We start from the raw sequence: 15,634 nt of genomic DNA, 5'->3' as shown, positions 1-15,634 counted from the left end.
ACTTTTTCAAGCTTACTGCTTTAGCCGTAGGCTTTCTGACGAGATTAAAGATATTTTGACTGTCCTTTTACTAAAAAAACTGAATACAACTTGAAACTAATTTAACTTTTAACTTTATTTACTTACTTAACAGCTAAATTTAACACTAAGATTTGATTATTTACACTTAAAACAAGTAGTCATCTCTCCTAAGATATACTTCATTGGGTTTATCGTAAATTTATATAAAGTCATGATCCCCAGAACCTTGATGAAGATTAAGTAAATATACGGTAAAGATGAATCATTTTCAATAACGCTAAGTCTATAGTCAGAATAAGGCTAAGTAATTATACTTTTGTTGCTCATATATATATTTGAATTGGCAATGTACCAAACACCACTAACAAGCATTTTTCCAAATGCGAATTCTCAAATATGGGAATTACAATATGCCACTCACCCCTCGGTACAGTCTAAATTTAAGCGTTGTTTGGACATTATGGGGAGTTTCGTAGGACTATTGATTTTAGCGATTTTGTTTGTGCCGATCGCGATCGCAATTAAAATCGATAGCCCTGGTTCAATTTTCTTCACTCAAGAACGCTACGGACTCAAAGGTAACACCTTTCGGATTCGGAAATTCCGCTCAATGGTTAGTGATGCGGAGCAATTAAAATCTTTAGTGAGTAACGAAGCTAACGGACTTATCTTTAAAAACAAGAATGATTTCCGTATAACAAAGGTAGGGCGCTTTTTGCGAAGCACAAGTTTGGACGAACTACCTCAGTTTTGGAATGTTCTGGTAGGCGAAATGAGTTTGGTCGGGACGCGTCCACCTACTGGTGATGAGGTAATGAAATACACCCAGCGTCACTGGAAACGTTTAAATGTCAAGCCTGGTTTAACAGGTGAATGGCAAGTTAGTGGTCGTTCTCAAGTCAAAGATTTTGAACAAATAGTTGATTTAGACTTGCGATATCAAGAAAATTGGCATCCAATGTATGACTTGTTGTTGATTGCGAAAACTTTCTACGTGTTATTTCGACGAATTGGAGCTTTCTAATCAAAGGATTTTGAATGGGTAATTGTTTAAACCTTTTTCCAAAAGCAATTACCCATTAGCTATAACTAAAATCTAAAAAACTCGACCAATTGACCAAACATATTTGATTTAAATTATTGAATTGCTTAGAAACGCGATACCAATCGCACAGAAAGCAAAGCCAGCAATGCGAATTTTCTGAGAAAAAATTCCTAGGGTAATACCAATTTTTCTAGCACTTATAACAACCGCAAACTGAGTTAAACCAATACCTAGTAAATAAGCAAGCAGTGGCATAACTTCTGCGCCAATAATTGATTCAGCATGAGTGTAACCTTGAAACAAACCAGTAATTACGCTTAGTAAGGCAAGAATCAGGAAGTTATATTGCGGCATTACCAGCATAGTGCCAGAAGCGATCGCAAAAATTGCGATGATAATTTCTACGCTTGGTAAATTTAGCTGTAGTAAATGGATTCCGATGCCAAAAAGGGTAGCTAATCCAAAATATGCAGCTATCACACCGCTACGAACAACCCCAGCCGAAAGTAAACCAATAGTAACCATACCAGCCAAACAATCCAAGCTAATTACTGGATCTGCCATTCCCCAAATAAAGCCTTCCCAGCAATTAGAGATGGTATGATCATCAGGCGTTCCACTTAACGAACTCAGTAAGCTAATTAAAACAAGAGCTGCGATCGCTCCAATATGACGACGCTCTAACTTAGATTCAGTGAAATCTCTAGCATCAAGAGATTTGGATAATGCAACTTTAAACATTATTTATGCCAAATTAGTTTTTTCGGTAATTTATACTACCCAAATCTTCAAAAAACTAACGCAGCAATTCCTCGACTTGATGCTGGCTCCACAAAGTTCTGTAAAGACCTTGTTGTTGCACTAGTTCTAAGTGATTACCTATCTGAACAATTTTTCCTTTTTCCATCACAAAAATTCGATCAGCAGCCGCCGCCGCAGATAATTGATGAGTGATAAAAAGTACTGTTTTCCGCTCTGTACCATTAGAAAGATTGTTTAGGATTTGTGTTGCTGTTTGATTATCTACGCTGGAGAGAGCATCATCCAAAATTAACACTGGAGCGTTGACTAGCATTGCCCTAGCCAAAGCAGTACGTTGTCGCTGACCGCCAGAAAGAGTAATACCACGTTCACCAACGATAGTTTCGTATTGCTGCGGAAAATTAATAATTTCTGTATCAATTTGGGCAAGTTTAGCAACGGCTTCTACATTTTCGGCTTCACTCACTGGGTCGCCATAGCGGATATTATTTTTGATTGTAGTGCTAAATAGAAAGCTATCTTGAGGAACATAGGCGATCGCACTTCGTAAATCTGTCAATGCTATCTTTGTAATATCGAAATCATCCAAAAACAACTGCCCCGCCTCAATATCCAACAAGCGCGGCAAAGCATTCGCTAAAGTTGATTTTCCAGAACCAATTGCCCCGACAATTGCCACTGTTTCCCCTGGAACAATGGTAAAGTTGACATTTTCTAAAGCCGGGGTAGTAGCACCAGGGTAAGTGTAGCTGAGATTTTTAGCTGTCAGTTTCCCTTTAATTTCAGCCAGTGGTAGATTGACAGCATCACTTGCATCTTGAATTTTTGGTGTGACACTGAGAATAGACTCAAGACGGTCAATACTAACTTCACCTCTTTGATAAGTAGTAATTGTGAATCCTAAAAGTGCAGTGGGAAAAACTAAACGCTCTACATAAATCAGCAGTGCCAAAAAGTCTCCAACAGCAAGTGCCCCAGAAGACATCCGCGTTGCGCCTAACCAAATGATAATTAGTGAGCTGACATTAGCTAGCCCATTTATCATTGGAAACAGTATATTTCGGCTTTTTGCCAGTTCCAAGTTAGCTGTCAACAATTGCTGATTCTTCTTAGCAAAAGCTCGACGCTCATTTTCTTCTTGGGCATAGATTTTAATCAGAGCCATGCCACTGATATCCTCTTGAATGAGTTCACTGATATCAGAAAGTTGCTCTTGTACTGTTGCTTGTTGTTTACGTAAGCGATTGCTAAACAGATGCACCAATAAGAACATTAAGGGATAAACTGCCAGTGATGCTAATGTCAGATCTACACTAATCGACAACATCACTGGCAGAGTCAGCGTATAAGCAAATACCGTATTTGCTAAACTCAGTACAGCAAAACCCAATAATCGCCGGATATTATCCACATCACTGGTAGCCCTACTGATTAAATCACCGGCGGTGTTGCTGGCAAAATAAGACGGCTCTAGTTTGAGTAAGTGCTGAAAAATCCGTTGTTTCAAGTCAAATTCTACCTGACGCCCCACCCCAAACAGCCAAATGCGCGAAGCCATACGCATTAACCACATGGCTGAACTAAGCAAAATAATTGGTACTACATAATGTAGTACTTGATTCCATCTGAAGGTTTCCGAGAGTTGGTCAACTGCTGAGCGAATCAACAAGGGTATATAAACGCCCAGCCCATTGACAGACAATAGAGCAAGAATACCTAAAGTAGCCTCCCGCCAATGGGGACGCAGGTAAGCACCGAGTTTAGCGATTCGTCGAGATTTTTTTGCCATTAAAGCAATTATGCAACTTGATCATCCTAGACTAACTGCTGATAAGTCTGTGCTTGATAGCGGCTCTTGATTACGGGCAATACGTTCTCAGTTCGGGAGTCAGAAGCCGAAAGACAGGAGAAATAATCTTCTGACTTTTGACCCTCATAGTTACTTCTGTAAGTTGATTACCGCTGAACACGCAAAAATCTGTAAACCTCGGTGAGATAACTTTCCCAAGTTCTGGTTGTAAATAGTAAAGTTTCCGCACTGGGTACAAAGTCTTCAATCCGTAAACCACGTGTCCGAATATCTTGAGGATTTCCTTGTAACAAATAAGGGGGGACTCTCAAATTATTAGAAACGATGCTATCTCCTAAAACATCTGAAACATTTGCTGTGGTGGTTTGTTGTCCTAATGCCACTAGTGTCCCAGATGTAGGTGTAGCAATTGCGTAAGTATCACCTCCTATTGTTACTAGAGGTGCTCTATACAAAAAGTAGGCAACGGCTGGTGTACTTGCCAACAGTAAAATCGTTAGTGCCCAACCCAGTAAGTATCCTCCTGGTTTATCTATCCCTCCTCCTTTAATCCTCTGAGCAGCAAAAATCATCAGCAAAACAGAGGCTCCTAAAGGCTTGAGCGGAAAAGATATCATCCTCCACAACGATGCCACGGCTGGTTCATTAGGGTTAATAAACGACAGAGCTACGATTATCAACAGAATAACTAAGACTAATCGTCCTACAAAAGTTCCTGAAGGATAGAATCTCTGGAACAGAGAGTATACGATAGTGCCAATAAGCAGCCACAGCAGTACTCGGCTTAGCAGTAAAAACATAGATTCACTCTCGAATTTTCTGGTGCAGTCAGCCTAGAGGGTTCGGGAAGTGGATTTATTTTATCGTCAAACTGTAATCGCACCATTACCTGACTTAAAATACCTCTAACCTCACACCCAAAGACTACCGTCGTAGTGATTTTAGTGCAATTTTTTGATACTGCGTCCATTATTTGGAATTTTCCACATGAGTAATGTGGCACCAGTGAATTAACCTAAGTGGGTATTATCAATTTCAAAGGAAAAACTATGTCGTCTGGAAAGCCTACTATTCTAGTGACAGGGGGAGCTGGATATATTGGTTCCCATACAGTGCTTGCTCTCAAGCAAGCAGGTTATGACGTTGTCATACTTGATAATTTGGTGTACGGGCATCGTGACTTAGTAGAAAAGGTTTTACAGGTAGAATTAGTAGTCGGCGATACAGGCGATCGCCCACTGCTGGATCACTTATTTAAAACCCATGATATTACCGCTGTAATGCACTTTTCTGCCTATGCCTACGTAGGAGAATCGGTAACTGACCCTGCCAAATACTACCGTAACAATGTCCTGGGTACTCTGACCCTGTTAGAAGCAATGCTAGCTGCTTCTGTGAATAAATTTGTCTTTTCTTCCACTTGCGCCACCTATGGTGTACCGGAATTCGTACCAATTCCAGAAAATCATCCCCAAAATCCGATCAATCCCTATGGCGCTACTAAGCTAATGGTGGAGCGGATTCTTTCTGATTTTGATATTGCTTATGGTTTCAAATCGGTGCGTTTCCGCTATTTTAATGCTGCTGGTGCTGATCCTAATGGCTTGCTGGGCGAGGATCATAACCCAGAAACCCATTTAATTCCTTTGGTACTGATGACAGCTTTAGGTAAGCGAGAATCCATCTCGATTTTCGGCACTGATTACCCCACGCCTGATGGTACTTGTATTCGTGATTATATTCATGTGAGCGACTTGGCAGACGCTCACGTTTTGGGATTGGAATATCTATTAAAAGGTGGCGATAGTGAAATTTTTAATTTAGGCAATGGCAGCGGTTTTTCTGTTAGAGAAGTAATTGCATCTGCTGAGCAAGTTATAGGAGTTTCGATACCAGTAGAAGAACGCGATCGCCGTCCTGGCGATCCACCAATTCTCATCGGTTCTAGCGAGAAAGCCAGAACTATCTTAGGCTGGCAACCTCAGTATCCATCGATCAAAGATATTGTTGCTCATGCATGGCAGTGGCATCAAAAGCGACATCAGTAAAAGAAGTCAAAAGTAAATAAGTACAAGTGTCGGGGGAATTGTGCCCCCTTCACTCATACATTATTAAGCAGATCCCAAGGAAGTCAGGCTGAAAGGGTAGACATGAAAATGTCAGAAGTTAGTTGCACAAAGAATCCCTTAGAATTAGAGCGTAAAAGCGATCGCATAAAATCTGCGGTATGAAGTATCTCAACATTCAAGATACAGACAGTACCTTCACAGCGCTACTTGATGAGGTGGTAGCGACTCAAACTGAAGTTGTGGTGACTCGTGATGGCATTCCAGTTGCTCGTATTGTGCCTTGGCAAGCAAAACGAACTTCTAATCATTACTACCCATTGCGGAGAATGCCAATTGTAATTGCAAAAGATTTTGACGAACCGATGCCGGAACTTTGGGAAACCTTGGTGTGATCGCAAGGCGATGTAGAATTCCTTTAGTAACTTGCGATGCGAAGATTCTGAGCTATCCTCATGTGCAAACGCTTTGGTAGTCCCTGGTAATCACACATTCCGCAACACCCACGACACGATTTTGCTGGTCTAACACCGATGTTCAGACAGTGAATTTCCCAGATTGTTGTAACTTACTCTCTTCGCCCTCTCATATTTTGCAGTACGACAAATAAGATGCCGACGAATCCCAAAATTGGGAGAGCGATCGCCAAAAGCGGTAATCTAGACTCACCCTGTGCTACACCGCTATTGACATCTTGCAAATCTTGTGGATTATTAGAAGTTCCAGCTGCTACGGTAACTTCAAATTTCAAATTAAACGGTTTGAAAGTTGCCCCAGAGGTTGGTTTACCATTCAGTTGCAGCTGATAAATCCCTGGCTTTGGGAAAACAATTTCTGCACCTGGTATGCCTTGATACCGCTCAGCCGCAACAGGGTTTAAGGATGGTTCCAGTAGTGGCGGCTCTCCTGGTGCATAGGGTTGGGCATAAACAGCTAGTCGGCAATTACACTGTGCTAGGGGAATCACCCTTCCGCCTTTGCGAGTAAGCGCGAACCAGGCTTGTGTGGGTTCTCCAGCGCGGGGATTATCGTTTGGTTCAATGTGGAGAGTGCCGCCGACATCTCCTGCTATTTTCACACTATGGGCAGAGGCGGGGTAAACATTAATTACTGGTATAACTAAACAATTTAGCAATAATAAATACTTGATGGTTCCTTGGTTATGCCTTTGCTTCTGGCTCGTTAGATGTTCCCTAGTCGAGTTGGAAAAGTGTGGTTTATCGGAATTTTGGGGGGACATAAAACTTTTCTAGAGTTAATTTTGACCAAAACAAGCGCAATGCCTACGGCAAGGGCTTTGCCCTACGCACTAGCAACACACCTAGGGTGACAATTCCCATCAGCACTGCCGCTAATTTATTCCCCCAATTTAATTGTAAGGAACCCAAGTAATGGGAACCAATTAGTACAGCATGAATGGCACTCAAGAGCAAAGCTGGCACACCCAATAGATGAATCTGTCGCCAACGCTTGCCCAAAGATTTCTGCAAGGAGTCCACACTTGTGAAAGCAGCGGGGGTCATTAATATCAATGCTACAGCACCCGCAGCCATGCCCCACTGAAACTCTGGCGGCAAGAAAAAGAAGGCGGCAAAATTCCATTGCAATGAGTGTTCCAGCATGTGGGCGGTGTGAACCACAGAAAGCACAAAAGCTCCCACTCCCAAAGCACGGCGGTAGCGCAGGGGCGATGCCCACAACTTACTAATAGGACGAGCAATTAGCGCCATAATCAAGCAAATCAATGCAGCGTGCCCGGTGTAGTCTACCATTGTGTCACCAGTCCGCAGCAAAGTAATTGCCCCAATGATGATAGTAACCCAGCCGCCTAACCGAAATAATTGACTACGTCTGTCTTTATTTACTAATGATGTAGAGACGCCTACACCGAGCATAGTGGGTAAGGTTCCCAAGCTAAAAGCCAGCATAATTGCCGTACCCATCCACAAATTACCAGTTTCAGCAGCTTTAATTTGGGCAGCATACAGAAAACCACAGGGCATCAAACCCCAAGTCATCCCTAAAAGCGCTGGCGTCCACCATCTTGTTTTTGAGGAAAGCTTTACCATTCCCGCACTCAGACGATTGTGTAAACTGCCCTGCAACAAGGGATGTAACACGGGAATACGTGGTAATAACTCAGGCTTGACTTGTCCTAACCCAAACCAAATCAGCATCACACCAGTGATAATTGCCATCCAACGGCGTAAATCGCTGCCAACACCCGCTAGCTGTCCACCCTCCACTAATACCGAACCCAGTGCGCCAATGCCAGCACCGACTAGAGCATAGCTCAACATCCGCCCCAGGTTTAGCAGGGTGTGAAATTTTAATTGCTGTCGCCAATTGGGTGTTTTCTGCTGTTGAGAAAGAGAAAACGCCACTGTTAAGGGGCCACACATCCCAAAGCAATGTCCGAAACTGCCCAGGAACCCCAGGATTGTGATCAGCGACAAATCTAGCATAAAAAAAGTTCTGATTTTTAAGTCATGAGTCCTGAGTGTAAGAATAGAGATTTTGAAGAATTAAGAAGAAATTGTTTTCTCTTCATTATTTGCTCAGTACTCCCCTAGTGCGGCACTGTAAGTGAAGTTGTGCTCTCTGTCAAAAGACAAAGCGTCAAACTTGATGTTTACTTTAAGAAAGAAAAAAGTAAGAAAGCCTAAGTGCAAACACCCATAAAACTCCCTACACGTACGTAAATCCTAAACTAATAACTTGAGGTATAACACTACACACTGTATATTGCTATACTTTAATTAGAGTATGATTTTAATATATAAAGTAGGCTCTACTTAAAAATGTCTGTCCATTCTTTCAATTAGTATCTTAATAGTATTCACAAACCTCTTTTAACTAGATAATTGTCAACGAACTACGAGTATAAAAGATATGTTTTTTAACAATAGAATATATAAAACAAATGATGTTTATGGTATACGTCGTGACCTTCCTTTAAACTATATAAAGAGGCAAGACGTTGATCAAAAGCTTATTGAAAATTTAGACAAAAGTAGACACATTGTTATATATGGTAGCTCAAAGCAGGGAAAAACATCTTTAAAAAAGAGTTGCCTTAAACCTAACGAATATATTAATATTCAGTGTCTTAATCAGTGGAAGTTAACAGATATACATCTTGCTATTCTTAAGGCAGCAGGTTACCAAACTACTCAATCTATTAAACAAACTGCTTCTGGGAAGCAAAAGGTTGCAGCTTCTTTTGAAGGAGTAGTGAATTTCTTCGGACTAGCTGGAAGTAAAGGAACAATTTCAGCAGACACAGAACATCAAAAAACTACTGAGACTTTATTAGAAAATTTTGATATTGATCCAGACGATGTAAATGATATTATTGCTTGCTTGAATGCGATTAAATTTCAAAAGTATATTGTTTTAGAAGATTTTCATTATCTTGATATAGACATTCAAAGAGATTTTGCAGTTGTATTGAAAGCATTTCATGAAGCATCTGAGTTTTGTTTTATTATTATAGGTGTTTGGTTAGAAGAAAATAGGCTAATTGTACATAATGGCGATTTGACTGGACGTGTAATTGCTGTAGATGCCGATAAATGGACTTATAAAGAATTGATGCAAGTCATTGATGAGGGAGCTAAATTATTAAATATTAATTTTACCGAACATTTTAAAACTACTGTTATAAAAGAATCATATGAGAGTGTTTATATAGTCCAAGAAGTTTGTTCTCAAGCGTGTCATCAAGAACAAGTAAAAGAAACCCAAAGCAAATTGCGTATCATTGGTGGTAGCTTGCTTGTGCATAATATAATCAAATCTGTTGTCAATCAGCAAAATGGGCGATATATTTCTTTTATACATCAATTTTCTGAAGGATTTCAAGATACACGACTTGAGATGTATAAATGGATTCTTTACCCCATTCTTACAGTAGGATTAAAGGAGTTACAGCAGGGACTTACTTATGCACGAATACGTGAAATACTTCAATCGTGTCATCCACAAGGAAAAAACCTTAATCCTGGGAATTTAACTCAAGCTTTACAATCGACATCTTCACTTCAAGTTAAGAAAGGTATTAAGCCAATAATTATTGATTATGATCAGACAAATAGACGATTGAATGTGGTAGATAGAGGTTTTTTAATTTGGCTTGCCAATCAAAATATATCAGAACTATTAGCAACAGTTGAATATAATTAGAAAAAGTATGAGGTAATATCTTTTTTTTCACTATAAAATTTCTATAAAAAATTCTAATAAAACCCAAAGTTTTAATGCTAACGGAAACGAACTAGTCATAACATCACATACCAATCAGGGGTTTTGTACGCTAAGAAAATTTCAATTTATCTAATTTATTCTGACTAGAGATTCGCGTTACCCTAAGTCTGGGAGACATAGAGAAATTTACATGAAAAAATGGATTTGGCTGATGCTGTTGGTGCTAATGGCAATTGCTGTAGTGGGTAGTAGAGGTATTGCACTCAGTGGCTTGTTTCAGCATTCCCCACCAGAACTTGTTGAGAGCATTCCAGTAGAAACAGCTCAACCACAGCCAAAGTTGCAGAAAGTGAAGATTGCGCCGCAAGTATCTGCTGACCAATTAGTAGCTCACATCGAAAAGTTGAATTTTCAGCGTTATACGACAGCAGAGCGATCGCGTACTCGCACTTATATTACAACTGAACTGAGAAAATTAGGCTGGAAACCCAAGTTAGAAAACTTCTCTGAAGGTGCTAACATCTTTGCCGAACGTTTAGGAACAGACAAAACAGCTGGAGCTATTCTTGTAGCAGCGCATTATGACACCGTTGCTTCTTCTCCCGGTGCTGATGATAACGCCAGTGGTATAGCTGTGGTGTTGGAAGTTGCCCGACTTTTCGGTTCACGTCCAACGCCACGGACTTTGCAGTTAGCTTTTTTCGACAAAGAAGAAGCAGGACTTTTGGGTAGCAAAGCTTTTGTGAGCAAGGCAACACGCTTACAAAACCTGCGCGGGGTAATTGTCATGGATATGGTGGGATATGCTTGTTACACTGCTGGATGCCAGCAGTACCCTGTTGGATTACCTGTGACTCCACCCAGCGACAAGGGCGACTTTTTAGCGGTAGTTGGTGATACCGAACATTTGCCTTTGCTGAATGCTTTTCAAAACTCACAGATGAACCTTCCAATAGCTTTAAATAAAGAGCAGCGATCAAATATTCCACCAGTCCTGACATTGCCGATTCCTCTTAAAGGTTTACTAGCACCTGATACTTTACGCAGTGACCATGCACCATTTTGGTATCAAGGAGTCGGTGCAGTCTTGGTAACTGATACTGCAAATCTGCGTACTCCTCACTATCATCAACCTAGTGATATCCCAGCTACCATAGAGCGATCGTTTTTTAGAGGAGCAGCCCAGATTGTAGTAAATGCTACTACCACATTGTTAGAACAAAGTAAAGTTTTGGAAACTCAACCATCAACCTGACTAGAAAGATAGGGGGACTGCGAGGCAGGGGAGGCAGCAAAGAGAATAATTAATGACTAATGACTTCTATCTCCTACCTCTTATCTCCTATCTCCTGTGTTCTATGTCTTGTCTCCTACCTCCTGTCTCCTACCTCCTATCTTTAGATTCAGGAAAGGTTAAAGTCCAGTTTTGTTTATCATTGAGTTGAAAGTATAAACCTTGGAGAATGAGCCGCAAAGCAGTGCGAGTTCTAACAAAGTCTCTCACCAGATGGGTTCCCGGTTCAGCAGATATGTCATCAAAATTCTGGCTGTAGCCAAATGGTCTTGAACAGTGGTTGCCAGCACCTATAACTGTTAATACAAAAAATGGAGTTTGTTTGTATTCATTAGGAACTATAAAAATACCATACACTTGATGTTTTCCATGCCAAGGTTGAACAACAACCTTAGTAGCTTGGACTTGGAATTTTTGACTTTTTGATGATAGAAAAGCCTCAGAGTTACAATCAGAATCATTTATAGGCCACCATAGTGTAATAATGCTGAGTGAGAGCAGCAAAATTAAAATAAAAGCAAATTGGCGACGCATAAAACCAAACAGTAAAGAGTAAACAGTAAAGAGTAAACGGTAAACAGTTATTAAGGGGTATGGTGGGGGATTTAAACCCGCTTGATAGCGCTTGCGATTAATCGACTTTGGGTTATTAGTTTTCAGTTGGAAGTGCTCGCGCCTAATTTTAGAAGCTAATGACAGTAATTAAAGTTAGATGAGAATCAAGTCTTTTTTTGTGGTTTTAAGCACCGATTTTCGTCAAAAAAAGCTCTAGAAGGTTTTGTGCTCCTCTTTGATTTGGAACTTACCACTTTTATAAGGGAGGTTCTGAGTACTTGTAAGAGAAAGTATTGAGTCTTCGGTTTTTTTGGACTAATCAAGCCAAGGGACAAAAATATCTATCCTAGGATATAAAAATTTGCTATTTTGCGTATAAATCCTGTTTGTGATTGATTAATTTATAAGCTAACCATTTATAAATGGCATAAGAGACTGTGAAAAAAATTCTAGTCATTGAAGATGCAGCACAAACTCGAAGCCTGTTTATAGAAGCACTTCAGTATGAAGGTTTCAGTGCTATTGGTGCTGAAAACGGTCTTATTGGTCTTCTAAAAGCACAGCAATATTTGCCGGACTTGATTATTTGCGAAATTATGGTGCCGGAACTTGATGGTTACTCCATCCTTAAAGAATTACGCCAAAACTATTCTACAGCGATTATTCCTTTGATTTTTGTCACTGTGAGAACGACTCGTTCTGATATACGTAAAGGTATGGAATTAGGAGCAGATGACTATCTTACTAAACCCTGTACGTTAGAGGAGTTGCTAGGGGCGATCGCAGCCTGTATGAGAAAACGAGCTACCCTTCAGCAGTGCTACACTGCACCGTTCCAAACAGCCATAGAGCGACTATCTGCTGATGCTATAAACCTGAGTGACAGTAACTCGATATTTCCATTTAACTCCCAATTAAACAAAGTGTTTCATTTTATTGAAAGCAATTACCAGCAACCGATTAACCTCGGTGATATCGCTCAGGAAGTTGGTTATTCCCCGGCTTACTTGACTAATCTTGTGCGACGCCAAACAGGAAAAACAGTGCAAGGCTGGATTATTGAACGCCGCATGGCAGCAGCACGTTACTTACTCCTTTTTACTTCCGAAACAGTAGAGGATATTGCTATTAAAGTGGGATATCAGAATACCGTTCATTTCTTCCGTCAGTTTCGCCAACATCACGGGACAACGCCCCAAGTCTGGAGAAAGACACAGCTAGATCAGGACAAAGCCGATCAACATAATTGTTAGTTGGATTTACAAATTGTTTGTTGCTTATTGATTTTAGTTTAGATAGCTTTATTCAAGAAGCAAAAAATCAATATAAATCAACAAAAACGTAAGTTATAACTGCTATTGTCTTTTTATTATTAACAGTTTTTAGAGTTAAATCTGTTCTGGGAGCTATGGTTATTTATTAAATAGCAAAACTTCGCGATCGCGAAGTAATTACCTGTATTAGTTAATTATTTAATCAATCTAGCCATCCTACTATTTTAGAGCTTTTGAAAAAGCCTATTTTATGAAAAACACAGACAAAAATGCCGATAAGCGTAGATAAATTATCGGTGTGCATCTGTGATTATAAATAAAAAACTAGAAATTTTCCCAACTAGTTATTGTTGTTAGCCTCTCTCATCAAATTTTACTAGTCATTTAATAATAGTCCTGGTTTCCAATATTAACCGCGAGCAAGTCTTGAATAACTCTAATAACTCAGCAATCGACAAAGTGCGATCGCATACGCAATTCCTCTATTTTCATCTTGAGAGTAGCCAAATACACAAATATCCGCTATATTCCCGTAAGTAACAATTATTGTAGCTATTTATGGGAAGAAGTTGGAGAACTCTAAAAATAGTTACGGGTTTCTTGTTTACCGTAGCTATCACACAGTTTTTTGGGGCAAATACCTCTGCACAAGCGGCTGAAACGGTTGTCGTGCGTTTTGGTCTATTTGCAGAATCCATCTCACTTGCAGAATTGCGAAAAGCAGCGGAAACTGGAGAATTTCCTTCAGGTTTAGAACTTTTTACCCAGAGATTATCGCAAGAACAACGCCGCTTTTTCCTGGGAGCGCTGAGGATGGGAGTACCAATAAATGTTGTTACCATTAATCGATTACTCAATACTCAGATTGGCACAACGATTCTCAACGACATATCCACAGCCATAGTCCGAAAGGACAAAGCCGGCGTACAAGCACTCAGAGCGGGATTAGTATTAGGCTCTACTGCACCTCAAGGTCTTTCCGTACTAAGTTTTATCGCCGCTTATCCCAGCCAACGCCTGGAAATTAATTTGCCACAAGCTTTCATGGTTTCAGGAAGTTTGAATACAGCTTTTTGGCGCACTCAGCAGTTTATGCTGACAATTGCTCCCCAACTTGACCCCAGACAACCGCAGATTTCTTTCCCTTTTGACCCCAGCCAACCAGGAAGTGCCCAAGTACAGATACTCAAATTAAACCTAAATGACCAAAAGCGCCAACGCAAAATTCCTGTTGATATTTACTGGTCAACTGCTGCAACTCTCAACAAACCCGTAATTGTCTACTCTCACGGGATGGGATCAAACCGTACAGACTTGCGTTACCTAGCAGAACATTTAGCATCTCACGGTTATGTGTTCGCAGCTTTAGAACATCCTGGTAGCAATGGAACAAGTACCGACTTAGCAATCCAAGGCAAGACAAGGTTTTTGCAGCCTCAAGAGTTTTTAAATCGCCCAAAAGATATCAGTTTTGTTCTCGATGAACTCGAAAAGCTTAACCAAACAGCTAACAATCCCCTTCAAGGAAAACTCGCAACCAATAACGCAATGGTCATCGGCTATTCTTTTGGTGGTGGTACAGCCTTAGCAATTGCTGGAGCCGAGTTACAACTAAAACGTCTCAAACAACGTTGCAAAGATAACTTGTCTATTTTGAGTTTTGGGGAAACCATCCAGTGCGTTGCCCAAGAATTGCCAGAAGATAGCTATCAACTTCGAGATACTCGGATCAAACAAGCGATTGCTCTAAGTCCAACAACCTCTTTAATGTTTGGCGAAACAGGTTTAACTAAGGTACAAATCCCTACCCTAGTCTTGGCAAGTTCCGCAGATAAAAGTACCCCAGCTTTAACTGAGCAAATTGTAGCATTTGACAAAATCTCATCACCTAAATGGCTGGTAGGTATACTTGGGGGTACTCATCTGAGTGTGAAAGACCCCAGTACTACTTTGGATCAAGCAGGACAACCAAATACACCATTTAGTGGTGGCGAAATCGTGGGTGAACAAGCAACCGACGTTCGCCAATTTCTAAAAGCTATAGCTTTGGCATTTTCTGCACAAATGACTCCAGAGGCTAAAAACTATACGATTTTTCTCACACCAGATTATGCTCAGTTTGCTTCAACTGCGGTATTTCCATTTCGGATCATTACGCAGATTCCCCCTGATGCTATGGCAGTGGTGAAAGAATTTGTTGATAAATAATAAAATATCTTAAAACCTTTACCCACATGACTTATCAGGCAGTATCGTCTATCTGTGTGTATGTCTAAAGTCTAGGGTAAGTACAATATATTTCTCTCTATAGAAAGAGAAAAAAAGCTACTATGGTATCAACATCGACATCATTGACAGTATTATCAATAAATAGTCGAAAAAATCAGCTTGTTTAAACCAAATATTTTTATTCTCACCCTCCAGAAAGGATCAAGAATCTGAAATCTTTGCCATGATAGTATTTAAGACATTTTGAGAAATATTTAAGTTTTGGTTAGATAATCTGTGGAAAGGATGATTTAAAGTGTGTGTACTCTGACAAAATATAGGCTATGGGCAATAACAGTAGGTACAAGTAGTTGCCACAAAATATTAATAACC

The 15,634-nt window shown here is 40.2% G+C and carries 13 protein-coding genes; 7 read left to right on the top strand and 6 right to left on the bottom strand.

Translation table 11 applies throughout. From position 1 onward, the window contains the following. Nucleotides 1-367: 367 nt before the first annotated feature. Nucleotides 368-1,045, top strand: coding sequence for a sugar transferase (locus FNW02_RS00125; protein ID WP_191755582.1), 678 nt, complete (start codon nt 368-370; stop codon nt 1,043-1,045). Between the two features lie 108 nt (nt 1,046-1,153). Here the strand turns inward: FNW02_RS00125 and FNW02_RS00120 are convergent, their stop codons facing one another. The 3 genes from FNW02_RS00120 to fraI all read right to left on the bottom strand — a co-directional run bounded on the left by FNW02_RS00120 (nt 1,154) and on the right by fraI (nt 4,438). Next, nucleotides 1,154-1,807, bottom strand: coding sequence for a HupE/UreJ family protein (locus tag FNW02_RS00120; RefSeq protein WP_191755581.1), 654 nt, complete (start codon nt 1,805-1,807; stop codon nt 1,154-1,156). Between the two features lie 55 nt (nt 1,808-1,862). Then, a complete protein-coding gene (locus tag FNW02_RS00115; protein ID WP_191755580.1) occupies nt 1,863-3,617 on the bottom strand; it encodes an ABC transporter ATP-binding protein in 1,755 nt (584 codons plus the stop codon). 167 nt (nt 3,618-3,784) lie between these two features. Then, entirely contained in the window at nt 3,785-4,438 is a 654-nt protein-coding gene (gene fraI / locus FNW02_RS00110; protein ID WP_191755579.1) for a septal nanopore formation protein FraI, read from the bottom strand. A gap of 249 nt (nt 4,439-4,687) precedes the next feature. On the opposite strand from fraI, the gene galE reads away from it, so the two are divergent. Beyond that, nucleotides 4,688-5,686: a UDP-glucose 4-epimerase GalE gene (gene galE, locus FNW02_RS00105; RefSeq protein ID WP_191755578.1), complete on the top strand. Its 999-nt coding sequence runs from the start codon at nt 4,688-4,690 to the stop codon at nt 5,684-5,686. Between the two features lie 179 nt (nt 5,687-5,865). Then, entirely contained in the window at nt 5,866-6,099 is a 234-nt protein-coding gene (locus tag FNW02_RS00100; protein ID WP_191755577.1) for a type II toxin-antitoxin system Phd/YefM family antitoxin, read from the top strand. 173 nt (nt 6,100-6,272) lie between these two features. On the opposite strand, the gene FNW02_RS00095 is transcribed toward FNW02_RS00100, so the two are convergent. Beyond that, the gene (locus tag FNW02_RS00095) at nt 6,273-6,944 is read right to left on the bottom strand and encodes a hypothetical protein (RefSeq protein WP_225225314.1); all 672 of its coding nucleotides are present in this window, start codon (nt 6,942-6,944) and stop codon (nt 6,273-6,275) included. A gap of 43 nt (nt 6,945-6,987) precedes the next feature. Then, nucleotides 6,988-8,169 (bottom strand): urease accessory protein UreH domain-containing protein, encoded by a 1,182-nt coding sequence (locus tag FNW02_RS00090; RefSeq protein WP_191755576.1) that lies wholly within the window; start codon nt 8,167-8,169, stop codon nt 6,988-6,990. Nucleotides 8,170-8,596: 427 nt separating this feature from the next. On the opposite strand from FNW02_RS00090, the gene FNW02_RS00085 reads away from it, so the two are divergent. After that, nucleotides 8,597-9,889, top strand: coding sequence for a hypothetical protein (locus FNW02_RS00085; RefSeq protein ID WP_191755575.1), 1,293 nt, complete (start codon nt 8,597-8,599; stop codon nt 9,887-9,889). 211 nt (nt 9,890-10,100) lie between these two features. Next, nucleotides 10,101-11,165 (top strand): M28 family peptidase, encoded by a 1,065-nt coding sequence (locus FNW02_RS00080; protein WP_191755574.1) that lies wholly within the window; start codon nt 10,101-10,103, stop codon nt 11,163-11,165. 129 nt (nt 11,166-11,294) lie between these two features. Here FNW02_RS00080 and FNW02_RS00075 read toward each other — a convergent pair whose 3' ends face one another. Next, nucleotides 11,295-11,738 carry a hypothetical protein gene (locus tag FNW02_RS00075; protein WP_191755573.1) on the bottom strand — a complete coding sequence of 148 codons (444 nt, stop codon included), beginning with the start codon at nt 11,736-11,738 and terminating at the stop codon, nt 11,295-11,297. Nucleotides 11,739-12,196: 458 nt separating this feature from the next. On the opposite strand from FNW02_RS00075, the gene FNW02_RS39845 reads away from it, so the two are divergent. After that, nucleotides 12,197-13,012: a helix-turn-helix domain-containing protein gene (locus FNW02_RS39845; protein ID WP_191755572.1), complete on the top strand. Its 816-nt coding sequence runs from the start codon at nt 12,197-12,199 to the stop codon at nt 13,010-13,012. 579 nt (nt 13,013-13,591) lie between these two features. Continuing rightward, nucleotides 13,592-15,241 carry an alpha/beta hydrolase gene (locus FNW02_RS00065; RefSeq protein WP_191755571.1) on the top strand — a complete coding sequence of 550 codons (1,650 nt, stop codon included), beginning with the start codon at nt 13,592-13,594 and terminating at the stop codon, nt 15,239-15,241. The last annotated feature ends 393 nt before the right edge of the window (nt 15,242-15,634 follow it).

This window comes from Komarekiella delphini-convector SJRDD-AB1, assembly GCF_014831675.1.
Lineage (GTDB): Bacteria > Cyanobacteriota > Cyanobacteriia > Cyanobacteriales > Nostocaceae > Komarekiella.
This window is presented reverse-complemented; position numbering and strand designations above follow the sequence as displayed.